This window comes from Spirosoma panaciterrae DSM 21099, assembly GCF_000374025.1.
Lineage (GTDB): Bacteria > Bacteroidota > Bacteroidia > Cytophagales > Spirosomataceae > Spirosoma > Spirosoma panaciterrae.
This window is the reverse complement of sequence record NZ_KB893172.1, coordinates 288,989-307,429: the sequence shown is the minus strand read 5'-3', so window position 1 is coordinate 307,429 and position 18,441 is coordinate 288,989. Positions and strand designations below refer to the sequence as shown.

At 50.2% G+C, this 18,441-nt stretch carries 15 protein-coding genes and 1 pseudogene; 10 read left to right on the top strand and 6 right to left on the bottom strand.

What is annotated here, in order from left to right:
- Nucleotides 1-90 precede the first annotated feature (90 nt).
- Entirely contained in the window at nt 91-468 is a 378-nt protein-coding gene (locus B153_RS0101200) for a hypothetical protein (protein WP_020594824.1), read from the bottom strand.
- Between the two features lie 348 nt (nt 469-816).
- Here B153_RS0101200 and B153_RS36440 point away from each other — a divergent pair, with 348 nt between their 5' ends.
- Genes B153_RS36440 through B153_RS37145 form a run of 3 tightly spaced genes read left to right on the top strand, consistent with a single transcriptional unit; the run spans nt 817 to nt 7,057 of the window.
- Nucleotides 817-2,892: a sensor histidine kinase gene (locus B153_RS36440; RefSeq protein WP_020594823.1), complete on the top strand. Its 2,076-nt coding sequence runs from the start codon at nt 817-819 to the stop codon at nt 2,890-2,892.
- Between the two features lie 29 nt (nt 2,893-2,921).
- Nucleotides 2,922-4,982, top strand: coding sequence for a 7TM diverse intracellular signaling domain-containing protein (locus B153_RS36435; protein ID WP_020594822.1), 2,061 nt, complete (start codon nt 2,922-2,924; stop codon nt 4,980-4,982).
- Nucleotides 4,983-5,011: 29 nt separating this feature from the next.
- A complete protein-coding gene (locus B153_RS37145) occupies nt 5,012-7,057 on the top strand; it encodes a sensor histidine kinase (RefSeq protein WP_020594821.1) in 2,046 nt (681 codons plus the stop codon).
- Here B153_RS37145 and B153_RS37140 read toward each other — a convergent pair.
- Both B153_RS37140 and B153_RS0101180 read right to left on the bottom strand, forming a co-directional pair.
- Nucleotides 7,035-7,256, bottom strand: a complete 222-nt coding sequence (locus tag B153_RS37140; protein ID WP_083928154.1) for a cysteine-rich CWC family protein — start codon at nt 7,254-7,256, stop codon at nt 7,035-7,037. The genes B153_RS37145 and B153_RS37140 overlap by 23 nt on opposite strands.
- A complete protein-coding gene (locus tag B153_RS0101180) occupies nt 7,234-7,761 on the bottom strand; it encodes a PAS domain-containing protein (protein WP_020594820.1) in 528 nt (175 codons plus the stop codon). The genes B153_RS37140 and B153_RS0101180 overlap by 23 nt, the downstream gene beginning before the upstream one ends.
- Nucleotides 7,762-8,099: 338 nt before the next feature.
- Here B153_RS0101180 and B153_RS0101175 point away from each other — a divergent pair, with 338 nt between their 5' ends.
- The 4 genes from B153_RS0101175 to B153_RS0101160 all read left to right on the top strand — a co-directional run bounded on the left by B153_RS0101175 (nt 8,100) and on the right by B153_RS0101160 (nt 12,489).
- Nucleotides 8,100-9,029, top strand: a complete 930-nt coding sequence (locus B153_RS0101175; protein ID WP_020594819.1) for a cation diffusion facilitator family transporter — start codon at nt 8,100-8,102, stop codon at nt 9,027-9,029.
- A gap of 165 nt (nt 9,030-9,194) precedes the next feature.
- On the top strand, nt 9,195-9,908 hold the full coding sequence (locus tag B153_RS0101170) for a gluconate 2-dehydrogenase subunit 3 family protein (protein ID WP_020594818.1): 714 nt from the start codon (nt 9,195-9,197) through the stop codon (nt 9,906-9,908).
- Nucleotides 9,909-10,015: 107 nt separating this feature from the next.
- Entirely contained in the window at nt 10,016-11,734 is a 1,719-nt protein-coding gene (locus B153_RS0101165) for a GMC oxidoreductase (protein ID WP_020594817.1), read from the top strand.
- Between the two features lie 104 nt (nt 11,735-11,838).
- Nucleotides 11,839-12,489 carry a hypothetical protein gene (locus B153_RS0101160; protein WP_020594816.1) on the top strand — a complete coding sequence of 217 codons (651 nt, stop codon included), beginning with the start codon at nt 11,839-11,841 and terminating at the stop codon, nt 12,487-12,489.
- A 39-nt stretch (nt 12,490-12,528) separates the two neighbouring features.
- Here the strand turns inward: B153_RS0101160 and B153_RS0101155 are convergent, their stop codons facing one another.
- Complete coding sequence (locus B153_RS0101155; RefSeq protein ID WP_020594815.1) at nt 12,529-12,990, bottom strand: hypothetical protein; 462 nt, start codon at nt 12,988-12,990, stop codon at nt 12,529-12,531.
- A 93-nt stretch (nt 12,991-13,083) separates the two neighbouring features.
- Between B153_RS0101155 and B153_RS0101150 the strand changes: the two genes are divergently transcribed.
- Together B153_RS0101150 and B153_RS0101145 are read left to right on the top strand one after the other, a co-directional pair.
- Nucleotides 13,084-13,590 (top strand): GNAT family N-acetyltransferase, encoded by a 507-nt coding sequence (locus tag B153_RS0101150; protein WP_020594814.1) that lies wholly within the window; start codon nt 13,084-13,086, stop codon nt 13,588-13,590.
- Between the two features lie 22 nt (nt 13,591-13,612).
- Nucleotides 13,613-14,167, top strand: coding sequence for a hypothetical protein (locus B153_RS0101145; RefSeq protein WP_020594813.1), 555 nt, complete (start codon nt 13,613-13,615; stop codon nt 14,165-14,167).
- Between the two features lie 17 nt (nt 14,168-14,184).
- Here the strand turns inward: B153_RS0101145 and B153_RS0101140 are convergent, their stop codons facing one another.
- Nucleotides 14,185-17,733 carry a carboxypeptidase regulatory-like domain-containing protein gene (locus B153_RS0101140; RefSeq protein ID WP_020594812.1) on the bottom strand — a complete coding sequence of 1,183 codons (3,549 nt, stop codon included), beginning with the start codon at nt 17,731-17,733 and terminating at the stop codon, nt 14,185-14,187.
- Nucleotides 17,734-17,798: 65 nt separating this feature from the next.
- Nucleotides 17,799-18,098, bottom strand: coding sequence for a putative quinol monooxygenase (locus B153_RS0101135; protein WP_020594811.1), 300 nt, complete (start codon nt 18,096-18,098; stop codon nt 17,799-17,801).
- Between the two features lie 73 nt (nt 18,099-18,171).
- Here B153_RS0101135 and B153_RS38825 point away from each other — a divergent pair.
- A pseudogene (locus B153_RS38825) lies at nt 18,172-18,339 on the top strand (GxxExxY protein); the annotation flags it as partial.
- Nucleotides 18,340-18,441: the final 102 nt, after the last annotated feature.

The following is an 18,441-nucleotide window of genomic DNA, read 5'->3' as shown; positions in this document are numbered from 1 at the left end:
TGCCAGACGCAGGGAATGGCAAACGGCACTGAACCCGGTTGTCGGGTCAGTCAGACAGCCTGTCGGGGCGACAAGGCCCTGTAAACTTCGCTAGGCGCAGGGCGGATGAAAAAATGAGGTAACCGGAGCTACATAGGCAGGAACCACGTAGCCTGAACAGGCTGATGAAAGAAGTTCCGTAATGACCGGATGAAACAGGAAAGCCTGATTGCTATCGCAAAACAACTGCACGACAGGCGTATTCTGGACCCGTTCGGTGGTTTCTTTATCCTGTTTGTCCTGCTGGGCTTTCAACCGTTTTGCCAGATAACAGTGTCCATCACAGTGCAATTCGGGCTTATCGCGGTTTTCGCAGAGCACGCGGGCAATGTAGTCCTTGTTGGCATGATAATACGCGACGGTCCCCCACTGACTGACCGTTGGCAGCAGCGTTGCAAAAACGAGGATGTACAGAACCGCATTTTTCATGTCGCAGCAAAGATAAAGCCCATTTGGCGTTTACCGCTATTAGTTGATGAAAATCACGGATTCCTACTGGTTATAACCAACTTTCTGCACCTCTATGCCTTCAAAGTAGCGACTCTTTTATACTTTTCTTTAGGTATGGCTTACCGCCCATCGCTACATTTACTGATGTAACCACAAAGCAAGCTAAGAAGCAACTTATTCGTTTAAAAGCAATTAAGAATCTACTTATAAGTCTAAAAAATAAAAGAAACAAACGCAATTACTTATCTTAGCCACGTATACTTTACCGCGTGATTAATCTAATAACAATTTAACGCGTGATCAGGTAACTCCAGCCCCCACCGTCTCATGAAACTACTGCTGCAAGCCCTCCTCTTGTACGGGATTTCTGTGGCTACTCAAGCCCAGTCCCTTGTCCTGAAAAACCCGAATCAGACGTATTACCTTTTTGATCACGTTACCGCTCTGCAAACCGAGCCGGGAGAAGTTACCATCGATTCGTTGTTGCAACATCCCGCACATTTCCGGTTTGTATCGGTGAAACAAAAACCTATTCAGGTTAATCAGCATAATGTCAGTGAAGGTGGGACGAAAGATGTCTGGTTCCGGGTTGAGCTTACCAACCAAACCAATGCCGCTCTAATGCTGCAATTTCTGATGCTTAACGAAAGACAGATCGTTGTTTATGAAGCAGCCAATCAGCAATTACTGCATCAGGAAGTGTTTCATGGAAGCAGTGCCTCAATAAACCCCAAGGAAAACTTCCAGCACAAAAACCTTATTTATCCCCTACACATCCCTAACGGGCAAAGCCATACGATCTACCTGCATGTAGCCCGTATGGCTTTGCCCACTCTACACATCACGGCCCAGTCTGTATGGGCATTACAGAAAATGCTCTACAGCGAAACGCTGATTACGGGCTTATTTATGGGTTTCATCCTGATCATTTTCATCTATAGCCTCATGCTGTTTGCCCGGCTGGGCGACTGGATCAATCTGATTTATGCGGTATGGTTACTGCTGGTTGCGCTGATTATTCTTGGCACCAACAACCAACTACCCGGTATATCCTCCGCGCTACACAATATTTTCGCTTATAATGCTGCACTATTCCTGTTCTGTGTTGATCTGATCCATGTGCTGTTCGCCCTATCTTTTTTACAGATTCGTCAGCAGGCCCGTCGTTTATACCGGGTCAGTTGGTTCGTGATAGGCTTCTATATACTCGCTATTGTTCTCCTGTTAATCAATCAGGCATTTATCAAGCTGGTATTTTTAGCGATAGTGATTGATTCACTTTATAGCATACTGGCCGGAGGAATCATGTATTACCGTGGGTTTAAACCCGCCCTTTATTTTTTAATTGGCAACATCGTCTATTATATCGGTCAGTACGTTTACATGACTACCTTGTATGGGCTCTATCCCATAACGTTCTGGACATACAACAGTAATTACTTTGGCGCTTTTGGTGAGATTCTGCTGTTTACGCTGGGGCTTACCTATAAAGTGAACCTGCTGAAAAAAAAGCAAGACCAAGCTACTCAGGAGCAACTCCGCCTAACTCTGGAGAACCAACAGCTTGTTGAAACCCAGAACCGGGTACTGGAAGAAAAAGTCGAACAACGCACGGCTGAGTTACGTGCCTCCCAAGCCCAACTCATTCAGAAAGAGAAACTCGCCAGCCTGGGTGAACTCACGGCTGGTATTGCCCACGAGATTCAGAACCCCTTGAACTTCGTCAACAACTTCTCGGAGGTATCGAGTGAGTTAGTTGATGAACTCAAAGAAGAGATTAATAAAGGAGAATTAGAAGAGGCTGGTGCCATTGCCGACGACCTTCGCCAAAACCTGCAAAAGATCACAAACCACGGCTATCGGGCTTCGGCTATAGTCAAAGGCATGCTGGAGCACTCCCGGGCCAGCACCGGCGAAAAAGCGCTCACTAACCTCAACGCCTTAGCCGATGAATACCTGCGATTGGCTTACCAGGGCCAACGGGCGAAAGATAAAGCCTTCAACGGCCAGCTCATCACTGATTTTGACAGCCGTTTATCCTCAGTGAATGTGGTGGCTCAGGACATAGGCCGGGTACTGCTCAACCTTTACAACAACGCTTTCTACGCCATTGGGCAACAAGCCAGACAGGCCGAAGCGGGCTACCAACCCACCGTTTGGGTGAGTAGTCGACAGGAACCGGGGCGAGTACTGATCGGGGTGAAAGACAACGGAACGGGCATTCCCAAAGCCATTCAGGACAAGATTTTCCAACCCTTCTTTACGACCAAGCCTACCGGCGAGGGTACCGGGTTAGGGCTCAGCCTGAGTTATGACATCATCACCAAAGGACACGGCGGAACCATGACCGTAGAGAGCCAGGAGGGACTGGGAGCGCAGTTTGTCATTACGTTGCCGTCTTAGTCTTTATTGATACAACCCTACCATCATTCATGAAACGACTTTTACTTGTACTACTGCTGTTTATCAGCTATTTGACCCACGCCCAGCTGATTGTGTTGAATGAGCCCGAGAAAACATACTACCTCCACGAATCCATGGAGGCATTAGAGTTGAATCCGGAGCAAGCTACCATCGACTCGCTGCTGCTGAATCCAAATAAATATTCGTTTGTACCAGTGACACAAAAGCCGATTACACCAAATCTGGAAAAAGCGTACTGGTTTCGAGTAACACTCACCAATCAAATCAATACGGACCTATTTCTACACTTCCTTTATTTCAGTAATCGTCGAGTAGTGGTCTATCAAGTCGCCGATCAACGGGTAGTTGGCAGTCAAATCTTTACGGGTGTCATAGCCCAGAATTCGGATAATTATTACAACATCCGACGCATATGCCCCATCCAAATTCCCAAGGGCCTAACTCACACGATTTACTTTTATGTAGAAGGGTTAGTCTCTCCCTCCCTTCATGCTACAGTACAGTCTGGTTTGGCTTTAGATAAAACGTTTCAGGGCCAGGATCTGAAAGTGGGGCTTTTCGGCGGATTTATTTTAATGGTTATCATCTATAGCTTGCTTTTGTCCTTACGGCTGGGCGACAGGGATAATCTGCTCTATGTAATTTGGGTGATAATGGTAGGCTGGATTAATTCGTCATTCTACAATCACCTAGCTAGTTATTCACCATGGCTTCATAATTTATTTGTCCATTCCCCTGGTATTGCACTTTATTGCTGTGTCATTGTACATCAGTTGTTTACCATATCTTTTTTGTCGCTACATCAGCGCTCTACGGGCTTGTATCGATTTAGTTTGCTGGTTATAGCGTTTGACCTGTTGGCAATTCTGCTTTTCCTAACTAATAATGCGCCTGGTGTCTTTTTTTTATTAGTTAATCTGATCGATGCACCCTACTGCCTAATTGTCGGTATTATCAGCTACCGTAAGGGTTTCAAACCAGCGTTGTACTTTGTCCTGGGAAATTCGATATTTTTCACTTTTGCCCTTTTCATTGGTACACCAAGTTACTCAGAAACTTATCCAGCAACTTTCTGGACGTATAACACCAACTATTTTGGTCTATTTGGTGAGATACTATTCTTTACACTGGGCCTTACTTACAAAGTCAACCTGCTCAAAAAGCATCAGGATGAAGCCATTCAGGAACAACTTCGCCTGACCAAAGAGAACCAGCATCTCATCGAAACCCAGAATCGAGTGCTGGAAGAGAAAGTTGAGCAACGCACCGCTGAACTCCGTGCCTCCCAAGCCCAACTCATCCAAAAAGAAAAACTCGCCAGCCTGGGCGAACTAACCGCTGGTATTGCCCATGAGATTCAGAATCCTTTGAACTTCGTCAACAACTTCTCTGAAGTGAGCGCTGAATTGGTAAAAGAGATTCAAGAAGAGAGACAAAAGGCACCAGACCAGCGCGACGAAGAGTTGGAAACCGAATTATTGAGTGATTTAGGCCAGAACTTAGAAAAGATCACTCACCACGGCGGTCGGGCTTCGGCTATTGTCAAAGGCATGCTCGAACACTCCCGGGCCAGCACCGGTGAGAAACAGCCTACCAACCTCAATGCCCTGGCCGACGAGTACCTGCGATTGGCTTACCAGGGCCAACGGGCGAAAAACAAGGCCTTCAATTGCCGACTGATTACTGAATTTGCCAGCAATCTGCCTACCGCTTCGGTGGTAGCTCAGGACATCGGCCGGGTCTTGCTCAACCTCTATAACAACGCTTTCTACGCCATTGGGCAACAAGCCAGACAGGCCGAAGCGGGCTACCAACCCACCGTTTGGGTCAGTAGCAGAAAAGAGTCGGACAGGATTGTACTCTGTGTGAAAGACAACGGCACGGGTATTTCTGAGGCCATCCAGGAGAAGATCTTCCAGCCCTTTTTCACCACTAAGCCCACCGGCGAAGGTACCGGGTTAGGGCTCAGCCTGAGTTACGATATCATCACCAAAGGACACGGCGGAACCATGACCATAGAGAGCCAGGAGGGACTGGGAGCGCAGTTTGTCATTACGTTGCCGTCTTAGTCTTTATTGATACAACCCTACCATCATTCATGAAACGATTTTTACTTGTACTACTGCTGTTTATCAGTCATTTGACCCACGCCCAAACGGTAGTACTGAGCGACCCCAACCAGTCTTATTACAACCTCGACAACCACCTGACAACACTGGAGGTTAGACCAGGGCAGAAGCTTACCATCGACTCGCTGCTGCAACATCCCGATGGATATCACTTCGCTCCCGTAGCTAGCCGTATAAACCCTGAGAGGTCCTACTGGTTGCGTATCAATCTGACCAACGATACCCCAAACGATTTCTTCCTGCGTGTGCATTCCCTCGGGAACGATATACTGGTTTGCGAAGCGACTGGTAGAACCCTCCTTCAGCAAAGCCACCAAAAACGGGGAGCTGCACCTGCGGAATTGGCCTTCCGGCATAGCCGAAACATTTTCCCCTTACAGGTCCGTGGAGGGCAAACCCATCAGCTTTACATCTACATCAACCAGGAGTTCTCGATACCTGACTTCCAAATTTGTGGTGCGCTTCCGTTGGCTCAGCAACTGCATAAAGAAGACTGGACCTACGGAATTTATTATGGCTTTGCCTTGCTGATGGCCTTATACAGTCTTCTGCTATTCGTCCAGTTAAGAGATCGTGATAACCTCATCTATGGTATTTGGGTGTTGAGTCATGGCATTAATATAGCCCTGACGGCAGGGCTAACCATTGAATGGCTAGGGACCTGGCAGACTGTAATGCTGCGGTTTGGATGGGTAACGACAAATGTTAGTATACTCCTCATTATTCTCTTTACGATGTCATTTTTGTCAGTTAGGCAATACGCTCCCTGGCTTTACCGCACCGGACAGGTTATGGTCGGAGTAATCTGTGTTAGCTTAGTTGTCCTCACCCTGGTAGCTCTAGGTATAGTTGATCTTCCTCCATATTACTTTTTTACCATCAATTACACTTCTTCATTTATTTATGTCTTAGTTACTGCTACAGTGGTTTTACGACGCGGAAACAAGGCTGGCTGGTTTTTACTTTTGGGCCAACTTGCTCTATTCGTAAGCGTTTATGCCCTTATAATAGAAATTTTCCCTTTGGGCTTTTGGCGGACTTTCAGTGCTATCATAGGGTCTGCCGTTGAAATGCTTTTCTTTACCCTGGGTCTTAGCTACAAAGTCAACCTGCTCAAAAAGCATCAAGACGAAGCCATTCAGGAACAACTCCGCTTAACCCAAGAGAATCAGCAACTCATTGAAACCCAGAACCGGGTACTGGAGGAAAAAGTCGAACAACGCACCGCCGAACTACGGGCTTCCCAGGCCCAACTCATCCAGAAAGAGAAACTCGCTAGCCTGGGGGAGCTAACCGCTGGTATTGCCCACGAGATTCAGAACCCCTTGAACTTCGTCAACAACTTCTCCGAAGTGTCAGCCGAACTGATCGAAGAACAGAAAGAGGCTCTGGCAAAAGGCGACCTGGAAGAAGCCGGGTTTATTGCCAATGATCTGGCCCAAAATCTGCAAAAGATCACCCACCACGGCGGTCGGGCCAGCGCCATCGTCAAAGGTATGCTCGAACACTCAAAAGGTGGGGAAGGCAAAAAAGAGCCGACCGACCTGGTCCGACTCATCCAAGAGTGCTTCAAAATCGCCTATCAGGGCTACCGTTCAAAACATCGGGATTTCCATTGTGACTTGCAGACCCAGTTCCAAGCCGACACCGTATCGGTTGAGGTGGTTACTCAGGACATTGGCCGGGTGGTGATTAATGTGTTGACTAATGCCTTCTACTCGCTTCGGGAACGAAGTAGCCAGCAGCCAGAAAACTACCTACCCCAAGTCTGGATACGTATAACCCAACAGACGGCCCATGCGGAGTTGCGCATCAAGGATAATGGTACAGGCATTCCCCAAGCCATCCGGGCGAAGATCTTCCAGCCCTTTTTCACCACCAAGCCCACGGGCGAGGGTACGGGACTGGGGCTCAGTCTGAGTTACGACATCATCACCAAAGGACACGGGGGAACGATGACCGTAGAGAGTCAGGAAGGACTAGGTACGGAGTTTATTGTTCGGCTACCCGTTTGACCGTCTCGTAATCGGACCGAAGAACGAAAAGGCAGGCAGCGCATAAACAGCCCTGATACAGCGAGTCAACGTAGTGCCGCTGTTCTTCGGTCAGTGGAATCGCCTGGCACTGGCATAGATTGATGCTCCCGACACGGCATTCGAATAGCTGCCCACAGCGCGGACAGGCTGTATGCTCATGCTTTGCGTTTGCGTTCACGGTTGGGCAGTTCCTGTTCAAAAGCAATAAAATTGACGACCTGTTTCTGGCGGTTCATAATGGGGCGAATTTTTACGTGACACAGATAAGGGGTCTGATCTTTCCGGTAATTGACCAACCGCCCATTGATCGGCTTCTGGCGTTTAATCGCTTCACGCATACGCTGGCGAGTCGTTAGGGAAGTGGCCTGGCCTTGTAAAAAGCTGGGCCTACGCCCAACAGCCTCTTCAGCAGTATAGCCCGTCATCTGCTCAAACGAATCGTTCACATACTGAATCAATTGGTCTACATCGGTAATAACAACAGCCTGACTACCTGCGCTTAACTCCTCCCGGAGAAATTTGGTCAGCACCCAGTCATTCACTTTAGCTATGGTCTGCCAGCCTGTATGCCCTTGCCATGCCGAAGACCTGTCCCAGAATTCCCATCCGGCGAGTAAGGGGGTTTGCAACACAGGCCGATGCTGGTCGGCAAGTTGCTTATCGTATGGTCCACAGAAATCCATTATCACAAAAGTACAACCTCCCGCAGAAGGTTCAATCTACATCGTGTTGCATTAATAACTAATCCATCGACTATTTGGCTGGCTTATTGGGCATTTTTTAAAATACAATGAACATATTGTGGGCAAATGGGTTCTATTTTACCGAAACAACAAAATTTAACCCACTGTCATTCAGTTAATTACAAACTCACCCAATAAAATCAATTTTATACTGGATCGCTGGCATTGGGGGTTAAACGCAATGAGGTAAAATTGTAACGTGAAACTCTGGACCGCAAGGTATGAAGCCCATTGGATAGCCTAAACTTGCCGACCCCGAGGCTCACGGTACCGAATCTATGGCACACAACCACGATCACCACGACCATGCCGGGCACCATCACGGGCCTACGACACTAACCTCCATCAGCCGGGCATTGCTTATTGGAGCCGTCCTGAATACGCTGTATGTAGTGGTAGAATTTGGGCTTGGCTTTTATTATAACTCCTTAGCGCTCACTGCCGATGCTGGCCATAACCTGAGCGACGTGGCCAGTCTGCTGCTGTCGCTACTGGCCTTTCGACTGGCTCGCGTTCGGCAAACACCCGGATTCACATATGGTTACCGAAAAAGTACCGTACTGGCTTCGCTGACCAACGCTGTGGTGTTGTTGATCACCATAGGCGCTATTTTATGGGAAAGTATTCACCGATTTCGGCACCCAGAGCCCGTAGCGGGTGGAGCCGTGGCCTGGGTAGCCGCGTTTGGTATTCTGGTCAATGCGGGCTCGGCATTGCTTTTCTTTCGGAATAAAGAGCATGATTTGAATGCCAAAGGTGCTTACTTACATCTGGCTACCGATGCGCTGGTATCGATGGGGGTAGTTGTTGCAGGGATTCTGATCACGTATACGGGCTGGTTATGGCTCGATCCGGCAATTGGCATTCTGGTAGCCGCTGTGATTATGGGGTCCACCTGGCGATTGCTTACCGATAGCCTGCGCCTGTCGATGGATGGTGTTCCGGTCGATGTTGACCTTGCGAATGTGCTGGCTGAATTACGGGCTGTAGCAGGTGTACAGGATGTGCATCATGTACATGTGTGGGCCATGAGCACGACTGAAAACGCCCTGACCGCTCACTTGGTCCTGAAACCCGGATTGACCAACGACCAGATTGCTGACCTTAAACACGAGGCCCGCCATCGGCTCGAACACCAGCACATTCGGCATGCCACCCTCGAAACCGAAACAATAGCCTCCGACGATTGTAAAACCGAAGTTTGCTGAGTACTGCCCAGCCCCGGCCTTTTTAACCGACGGCCTGATAAGTAGGATTTTAGGCATCGCTTCTCTCCTATAGAGTATCTTCATGTACCTGTTTCTGCTTTACCATGAAGCTGCTAACTTTACAAAAAACGAAGTAAAATCAGGACGTTATTAAGTGGATAAATTATGAAACGCAGAGAAGCAATCCTTCAGGTAGCCCTTACGATGGGAAGCGCCCTCTCGGCCCCAACGATGGCGTCGATTCTTGAAGGCTATCAGCCCCATCGGTCAATCAGGCGTTCGTCCTCAGCCTTTTCGTTACAGGAAGCTCAGGCAGCCTTGCTTGATGAAATTACGGAGGTTATTATGCCCACGACCGCTACTCCAGGGGCCAAAGCCGCCAGGGTGGGCGGAACCATCCAGCTCATCCTGAAAGACTGTTACAAGCCAGCCCAGCAGGAACATTTTCTGAACGGGTTACATGCGGTTGACTCGGAAAGCCAGAAAGCCTACAGCAAAGCGTTCGTCAACCTGACTATCGAGCAGAAAACAGCCATCCTGAAAGAATTTGAACAGCGGGCCAAACTCGAAGCCAAGCAAAACCCGAAAAAACAGGAAAAACTGTCGAAAGACCCCGAAACTACGCTAAGTGCCGTTGCGGCAGCGGGCAGCGAACAAACCCAGGCCAAACTGGTCGATGCCGAAACGGGTGTGGTGGTGAAGGATGCGGCAAAAAATGCTCCCCTAACGCCGTTTTTCACTCTGGTCAAAGAACTGACCATTCTCGGCTATTTCAGTTCCGAAATCGGCTGTACGCAAGCTTTATCCTATGTAAAAATCCCAGGCCGTTACGAAGGTGTTGTCAAACTCCAGGAAGGTCAGAAAGCGTGGGCAACGTAAACTAGAACATTCAGGCGTTAGGAGCGGGGAGTGGGTATGCTGACGGATCATTTTGTGTTGCGTCAGCATACCCACTCCCCGCTCCTAATGCCTAACTCCTTAAAACTATGAACCTTAATCTTGACGCTAAAAAAGGAATGACTTACGACGCCATCGTCGTGGGTTCGGGCATATCGGGTGGTTGGGCTGCTAAAGAACTGACCCAAAAAGGGCTGAAGGTACTCATGCTGGAGCGCGGCCCCGATCTGAAACACGTTACAGATTATCCGACCGCCATGAAAGATCCCTGGGAGTTTCCGCACCGGGGAAAAATCGAATTGTGGGCAGCCGAAGAATACTGGGCCAACGCTCGTTCGGGGGGTAAACCCGGCGAAGATCAGCGGCATATGTTTACCAAAGATGTGGATGTACCCTACATTGAAAAACGACCTTACGACTGGATTCGGGGTTACCACCTCGGCGGTCGTTCGCTGATGTGGGGGCGCCAAAGCTATCGGCTCAACGAACGGGACTTCACGGCTAATCTGGAGGATGGTCATGGTGTCGACTGGCCCATCCGGTACAAAGATCTGGCTCCCTGGTATTCGTATGTAGAGCGGTTTGCCGGTATTTCGGGTAATAAAGATGGCCTAGCGGTTTTGCCCGACGGTGACTTTGTGCCCCCGATGCAGATGAACAGCATTGAACTGAAAGCGAAAGAAGGCATCGAAAAGAATTTTAAAGGCCGGCATCTGGTAATCGGCCGTCCGGCTATTATTTCGGTTGCGCAGAAAGTACATACCGACCTGGGCCGGGCATCGTGCCAGTTCCGTAATCTGTGTGTGCGAGGTTGTCCGTTTGGGGCTTATTTTAGTACGCAATCTTCCACATTACCAGCTGCCATGAAAACGGGCAACCTGACGATTATTACGGATAAGATTGCGTATCAGGTCATTTTCGACGATCAGAAAGGCAAGGCTACAGGTGTGCGTGTCATCGATCAGAACACCAAACAACAACAGGAATATTACGCCAAAATCATCTTCCTGAATGCGTCTACGATCAATACGGCCTGGATCATGATGCAATCGACATCGAAACGTTTTCCGAATGGTTTGGGCAATGATTCCGACCAGTTGGGCCGTAACCTGATGGACCACCACCTGGGCGCGGGTGCATCGGGTGAGTTCGAAGGGTTGCAGGAGTGGTACTATTACGGGCGTCGGGGCAATGGCATTTACATCCCCCGTTTTGCCAACTGGGGCGACGATAAACGGAAAGATTTTGTACGTGGCTTTGGCTATCAGGGCCGGGGTGCTCGTCAGGATTGGGTGGCAGGCGCTTCGAAAGAAGGCTTTGGCCCCGCATTTAAAGACAACCTGACCCGGCCCGGCCGCTGGGAATTCAATATTGGCGGTTTCGGCGAAACCCTGCCCGACCCCAACAACCGGATGCGCCTGTCCGGTAAGCAGGACAAATGGGGCTTACCAATTGTTGAGTTCGATGCGGGCTGGGGCGAAAACACCGTCGGTATGCGCAAAGCGATGATGAACGATGCCGCCGAAATGCTCGAAGCGGCCGGGCTGAAGAACATCAAAACCCGCAACGATCAGGACAAAAATCAGGGCATTGGCATTCACGAGATGGGGTCAGCACGCATGGGCCGCGACCCTAAAACCTCGGTTCTGAACGGCTGGAATCAGGTCTGGGGCGCAAAAAACGTATTCGTTACGGATGGAGCCGCTATGGTATCGTCTTCCTGCGTGAACCCATCCCTTACCTACATGGCCCTGACCGCCCGCGCTGCCGATTATGCCGTCCGGGAATTGAAGCGGATGAACCTTTAACCTGGAACGCAGCTTGTTATGATGCTTATGATCTGTGTAAATCATAAGCATCATAACAAGCTGCGTTCTATCTTTTTGTACATATCTTGCTAAAAAAAGCGCTTATGCAACCGTTGATGGAAAAGGCAACCAGCAAGCGACGTCGTACCCCGGCAGTTCCTAAAAAACAGCCCGTCGCGCTCGAATCGCTGGTTTATGAGGTGATGGACGGTCGACCCCTGTATTACCGGGGGTATGAAGATGTACTAGCCGGACGTAAATCACCTGAAGAAATTATGGGTTCGAGTTCATTACAGTGGGTACTAGTCTCCTACTTTATGCGTATTATGCTTCGTCAGTTGGACGAGAAAAAATACTGGTTTGCATCCAACGAAGCGGGAGTCCATCTTGATCACCGCAATAACCTTTCGCACGACGTAGCCATTTACGAACGAGCCGTTTTAACCCCTGATAAAATTAACACCCAATACGTAAGTGTGCCCGCCAAAGTAGCCATTGAGATCGATGTAAAAGCCGACATTTCGAAAGTAGCCGACTTTAACTACATCAACCGCAAAACAAAGAAACTACTGGATTTTGGCTCCGAAAAAGTTATCTGGGTCTTTTCCGGCTCGCAGCAGGTTATGATTGCCGAACGGGCAGCCGATGCCTGGCTGACGATGGACTGGCATCGCGATCTGGAACTACTGGATGGGCAACGGTTCAATATCGGGCAGTATTTATCCGACGAAGGCATAACCGTAACCGAGCAGTAACTAGTAACGCGAGAGGAACCCCGCGTTACTAGTTACTGGCTAGAATCGTAGTTTACGCAGGGCTTGATAAGCCCCAGCCGTAACTAGCCCCCCCACCAGATACCACCCAATGGTCATGGCTGCCGTAACCGGAGTGCGCTGGGTCGGTGTAGTGCCTAACCCCATCGGGCCGGGTAGGCCAACAGCGCCCACTCCCGCTGCCAGCCCTAAGGCGGCTCCGGTCAGCAAAGCATCTTTCGGCTTCGCTAACCCGATCAGGCTGTAATAAAGTGTATTCGACAGAAGATCACCCCCTAACGCCCAGTCGTGCAGCTCCTCATCGCCAGGAGGTTCCTCTCCAACCGCATCCATACCTTTTTTGATCGCCCGCATTCCCAGAATATCGGCACGGGGAGCGTCTGGAATCAATCGCCGGGCCGATTCATGAAGAACGGTGAGGGCAACGGCACCCAGCAGGCCACTACCCAATGGCGACAGAATGGTTTTGTTTAGCTTTTTCATAGCTGCTTAACTGACGAATATGCGCAAATGTTAAACACCTTTAGGTACTGAATCGTATATTCCCGCTTATCAATCAGACGCCGTTCACAACCAATGACTTTCCTGTTTCGAAACGACCAGCCTGAACTTGCCATCGACATCCTGCGTGAAGTGGGGCAATGGCTGGTAGATCGTGATCAAACCCTTTGGGAAATTGATACCCTTACCCCCGAAAATCTGCTGGATTCGTATACAACAGGGAATCTGTATGTGATGTACGCCCAGCTTGGCGGTACGCGCTCAGAACCTGCCGCCGTGTTTATTCTCCAATGGGAAGACCCGCTCTACTGGCCCGACGTGCCTGCCAATACCTCCGGCTTTATCCACAAGCTAGCCATTCGCCGGGCCTTTGCCGGGCAAAATCTGTTTGCCGCCATCCTTGATTTTTGCCGAACTGAATGTTTGCGACGAGGTATAAAAACCCTGCAACTCGAAACGGACGCAGCCCGCCCCAGACTGATGGCGTTTTACGAACGACATGGGTTTACGCCAACCTATCAGCGTCCGATGCATGAGTTTGGGCAGTCATTCCTTTGCCAGTTCTATATCATGACTTTTTGATTCCTACACTGCTCTTTCGGTCATGTCTTTACGTCAGCATCCGGTTCGAATACGTCCCGTCATTCACAGTGTTCTGCTCGCCATCCTATTCGGGTGCCATTCGTCCAGCCAGCCCGAACCCAGCCAGTATAGCGTTCCGGCCGAAGTAGAGCCTTTTATGCAATCCTTTCGGGCAGAAGCCCTTAAACGCAATAGTCCGGTTTCGACCGAGAACCTGATTATCACTTTTCAGAGTGGCCAGCAGGAAGACATCTGTGGCCAGTGTTATTTAGACCCTGGCAAACCCCCTCGCATTACGCTGAACAACAACTCATTTTGCTGGCAGCAGGCGAATCAGCAGGAGCGGGAAGGATTGATTTTTCATGAACTGGGACACTGTCTGCTTAAGCGGCTCCATAAAACCGATCACTTTCCAAATGGAGCGTATGTTACCCTGATGAATCCAGATAATGTGGGCGTATATGCTCCCTGCCGTTACCCAGTAGGTGGCGAGGAATGTGATAAACGAGATCGAAGAGCGTATTACATCGATGAACTCTTTACCCCTACAACCCCAATGCCCGACTGGGCCAAATAGCCGGATTGACAGGGTTATCACTGAACCCGTAACAAGCCAACGGCCGTTACAGGTCGGCCTGTAGCCGTTACGCCCTGTACGGTTATACGCAGGGTTTGAACCACATCCGATAGGGGAAATACGATCTGGCTGTGCCCCTGGCTATCGGTTTGCATCAGCGGCTTCCAGTACAATACATCCCGACGGTCGACCTTACCGGTGGGTGTTTCGGTTGCTTCATAACGAGGTACATAAAATTCACGCTGAACGGTCGGAAAGCCGATGATCTGGAGGGGTTTCATCCCTTTTTTATCCGCATTAGTCTGCTGTCCGGGCCGGAATCGTTTTGTGTAAAACGCAATAACTCCATTGCCTCCCCGCACCCCATAGATACCAGCCGTGCCCGCGTTTTTCAGCACTTCGATTCGTTCTATATCGCCCGGATTGAACGGCAGAAGCCCCGTTCCGTCTATATCCTGAACGTTCATCCCATCGATCAGGTACAACGGCGTGGTGCCACTCACAAAACTGCCCGTTCCCCGAATGCTCACCTTATAACTGCCATTAATAGGGTTTTGCGTAACCGTGACACCAGCAACACGGCCCCGCATCATTTCATACAGATTGGCGAATGGCGGTGATTTTTCGTCAAACACTAGCGTGGCATCGGCACTGTTGTGTAAGCTACGACGCTGTATATCGTCTGGTCGTTCATCAAACCGACGGGCTTTCACCGTAACCGCTTTTAACAACTTAGCTGCTTTGTCGCGGTACAGATCGGTATCCGATTCCTGCCGGATTCGGGCGGCATCCAATTGTCCCCGCAAGGCCATCCAGTCTGGCAACAGGCGGTTGGTATCGGCATCCCACGACACGTCTGGGCCTTCCAGCACCAAATGCGCTTCTTTCTCGGGTAAATCTTTCAGTTGGTGGTCGGTAAGCTGGGTCATAAGCTGAACGGTATCCGCAATAGCCAAACCACCCAGCCGAAAACGCCCTTTTTCGTCAGTTCCAGCCGACTTCACAAACGACTGCCCCGACACCGTCGATGCCAAAAAGATCTGTGCCCCCGCAATCGGCTGATTTTTCGAGTTAAGGATACGGCCCATTACCGATACCCCACCGAGCAATTCGGTTGCCGGAGTTCCACTAACCCGTCGCCAGCCCTGGGTTAACAACAAATCGTCGAGTGCCCGACGAGTTTCGGGGGTATTATCTTTGAGGTAATTATTCGGCTGCTCCACGTGCCCCCGCAGTTCGCCCGTCAACAACATATGGGTCTGAATCGACGCTTCGGCCGTATCGTCGGGCACCTGACTGGCATCCGTGACGGATGCCGACAGGAAGGCCATCGATGGCAACCCATCTTCGCTCAGATTCAGGTTTAGAATGGCCCGCTCACGCGGTTGGTAACGCGACTTGTTCAGGCCAATAAGGGTTCGAATGGGTGGCAAGTGATCGGGCAGAAATACCAGCCGTTCGGCTTGCGGGCGAGCCGTGGCATCGTATAGGGTAATCTGATGCAGCCCCGGCAGGTAGGCTTCCGTAGGCAGGCTCACACGGGCTATTCCATTCTGCAACAGAATTTTACGCTGATCGACCAGATACCCCTGCCGCTGAATCAGGATATACACCGAATCCAGCGGAGTCGTATTGGGCGATGTAATAGCCAGGGCTAGCTGGGTCGAGTCACTAATGGCATCAGCCGCCAACAGTAGCCCGCCCGACTCGGCCGGTGGCAACAAAACCATCTGATGCTGATTGTTATAGAACACATCGGCATAGTATTTCTTATCGGCTTGTGGGGTCATCGTAAAGCTTCCCATGCCGAGTGCATTGACTGTAAGTCGGCCAACTTCGGTGCCTTCGCCCGTAACAATCCGGCCCGTAACCAGTACTCCCTTACCATGAGCATCGACAATCTTGATGCCTAACCTGGCCGGAAACCCAACCACCCATCGCCCGCCTTCCGGCAATATCTGTACATCCAATGGCTGTTGTTCGGCCGCAGTCCCTTTCGACAAATCGCTCTGAAACAGATTATTGACGGCTATCGTACGTTCGAAGGCGGGGCGATGTTGCCCATTATCTTCGTCGGTATAGGCCCGAAGTCGGTAGGCTCCCGATGCCAGTGTATCGGAGAGCCTGAAATCGCCAGCAGCCCGTCCGTCGGTAACCTTTAGCCACTGGTGGTGAATCGATTTCCCGGCCGAGGTCAGTAGGTCGACGTGCATGGCCGTTTCGCCAAGCGGGCGCAGATTCGTGGCGGGGTCGAGCAGATAGGCACTCAACCACACCCGGTCGCCGGTGGCATAGAACGGCTTATCGGTATGCAGATACAGAATCGGAGCCAGATTCTGAAACTTATCGGTAAAGGCTTTGGCAATCCGGCCTAAGCGGGCATCGGGCGGCATCAACCGTCCCTGGGCCACCACCGGAGCTACGCTGGGTTCAGCATCGGTTTTGGCAGGTTGCCAGTCGCCGGGTAATAACCGCGACAAACGATCTTCAGAAAGCGACCCATATTCCTCCATCCCATTGGGCGAGGTAATCGTTCCATCGACCGTCATCAGCAAATCTCCGGCTGGCAACTTGATTTCCGAGTAGGCATAGCGCGCATCCAGATAGGGTGAGTAATTGGATGTGGCATAGGTATAAAAGACGATCAACGATGAAGACGATACCAGTCGGCGTTCAAACGGTAATTTCCCCGCCTGAATCAACTGTTTAATTCTTATCGGCTGAAGATGGCCTTTGGTGGTGCCTGTTGAAACAGAACTAGCCAGCATAGCCCGGTTGCTAATTGAACGGGCTATCGGAACGCCCATATTTTCCTGATAGACCAGAAACCCTTCGCGCTCGTAGGTACTGTCGACCAGGCTGGCCATCAGATGCCGGGTGGAGCCTTTATAGGCAATCATCCGGTTGCGCCGATACCGTCTTGCCTGTCGGTCGTCGGCTGGTTTCAGTTCTTCAAACCGGGCCGTTCCGGCAAAATAGACCTTCTGGCTGGTGGCATCGAAATACATCAGGTCGTAGTACAGTTTGTACCCCAATGCCTGGTTTTCGATTTGAAGCGGTTCAGTTGCCGTTGCTTTAAGATGCCCCCCTGCTTCTTCCTTAAAACTGAGCGCATCGCTGTTGGCAATCAGGCACTGCCCGGCAAAGGGTTCACCCAGCAACTGGCGTTTGAACTGTTTCAGATGCCGCTCCCATTTTTTCTGATTTCCCCGAACTGTAACAGCCAGCAAGGTATGATCGCTGGGTTTTAATCGAAAATGAGCCCGGTTGTCCTGCCCTTCTTCCAGACGAAACGTTTTTCGCAGCGGCTGATAACCGACAAATGAGGCCACAATTTCGACCGTACCGAGCGGTACTCCCGTGAGTGTGTAAGCGCCCTGATCATTGGTGATTGTGCCACGCGTGCTTCCATTGACGTACACGTTTGCGTAGGGCATTGGCTTACCCGTCGAGGCATCGACAACGAATCCCGTCAGGGTAGTCGTTGTCGTTTGGGCATAGATACGCACCGTCGGCCCGAGCAGCAGACAGACCATCAGCCAAACGGTAGCAAGTTGACGAAGCATAGGCAAGCAAACCCAGATATTAAGTAGCCATAGAAGGCATGAGCTAAGGAGTTTTACTCACGTAGTCAATGGGTTACTGTTTCCAGATGTTCACCCGAAAACGCAATGGCCCGCTCGGCAAACAAGGCTTTGGTGGCCGCCCAGGTTGTACGAAAAAGCGCACTTTGCCGATACGCTTCCAGTGCCTGTGCCGACTCCCATAGGCTATAGGTCATCCGAACCGTTGGGTGGTTGGGGTCGCTCAGCAGTTCCAGATGGGTATTGCCCGGGAAAGCTCTGATCTGGTGTTTCGATGCATCGAAAATAGCGTGAAATTCGGGGAGCTTATCTTCCTGAAATGTCATCCGTACAATTCGTACCAGCATATTTTTTTGAGTTTAAGCCCGGAGACGCAGAGAGTTTTTATGTTCAATCAAAAGTGTATAGGAAGCGTGTCTCACTTACGAACTTCGAAGTACGGGTTTGTATGTGGAACGACAAGTCGAAATTCCAGTTCTGTACAAAGGACACGAAACGGCCAAAACATTTTTTATGGATTTGCTCGTCGAAGATACAATTGTCCTGGAATTAAAATCTGTTGAAAATCTATTGCCTATTTACGATTAGCCGATAAACGGTTTGGTCTGCTTATCCATTTCAACGTCCCTCTTCTGAAAGAGAGAATTTGACGAAAAATTAATGGAAGCCATAACGGATGAGTGCTTAATC

What these genes read in the sequence shown, in the direction of transcription:
- B153_RS0101200 (WP_020594824.1), bottom strand. Translation starts at nt 468, where the DNA reads ATGAAAAATGCGGTTCTGTACATCCTCGTTTTTGCAACGCTGCTGCCA.
- B153_RS36440 (WP_020594823.1), top strand. Translation starts at nt 817, where the DNA reads ATGAAACTACTGCTGCAAGCCCTCCTCTTGTACGGGATTTCTGTGGCT.
- B153_RS36435 (WP_020594822.1), top strand. Translation starts at nt 2,922, where the DNA reads ATGAAACGACTTTTACTTGTACTACTGCTGTTTATCAGCTATTTGACC.
- B153_RS37145 (WP_020594821.1), top strand. Translation starts at nt 5,012, where the DNA reads ATGAAACGATTTTTACTTGTACTACTGCTGTTTATCAGTCATTTGACC.
- B153_RS0101180 (WP_020594820.1), bottom strand. Translation starts at nt 7,761, where the DNA reads ATGGATTTCTGTGGACCATACGATAAGCAACTTGCCGACCAGCATCGG.
- B153_RS0101175 (WP_020594819.1), top strand. Translation starts at nt 8,100, where the DNA reads ATGGCACACAACCACGATCACCACGACCATGCCGGGCACCATCACGGG.
- B153_RS0101170 (WP_020594818.1), top strand. Translation starts at nt 9,195, where the DNA reads ATGAAACGCAGAGAAGCAATCCTTCAGGTAGCCCTTACGATGGGAAGC.
- B153_RS0101165 (WP_020594817.1), top strand. Translation starts at nt 10,016, where the DNA reads ATGAACCTTAATCTTGACGCTAAAAAAGGAATGACTTACGACGCCATC.
- B153_RS0101160 (WP_020594816.1), top strand. Translation starts at nt 11,839, where the DNA reads ATGCAACCGTTGATGGAAAAGGCAACCAGCAAGCGACGTCGTACCCCG.
- B153_RS0101155 (WP_020594815.1), bottom strand. Translation starts at nt 12,990, where the DNA reads ATGAAAAAGCTAAACAAAACCATTCTGTCGCCATTGGGTAGTGGCCTG.
- B153_RS0101150 (WP_020594814.1), top strand. Translation starts at nt 13,084, where the DNA reads ATGACTTTCCTGTTTCGAAACGACCAGCCTGAACTTGCCATCGACATC.
- B153_RS0101145 (WP_020594813.1), top strand. Translation starts at nt 13,613, where the DNA reads ATGTCTTTACGTCAGCATCCGGTTCGAATACGTCCCGTCATTCACAGT.
- B153_RS0101140 (WP_020594812.1), bottom strand. Translation starts at nt 17,733, where the DNA reads ATGCTTCGTCAACTTGCTACCGTTTGGCTGATGGTCTGTCTGCTGCTC.
- B153_RS0101135 (WP_020594811.1), bottom strand. Translation starts at nt 18,098, where the DNA reads ATGCTGGTACGAATTGTACGGATGACATTTCAGGAAGATAAGCTCCCC.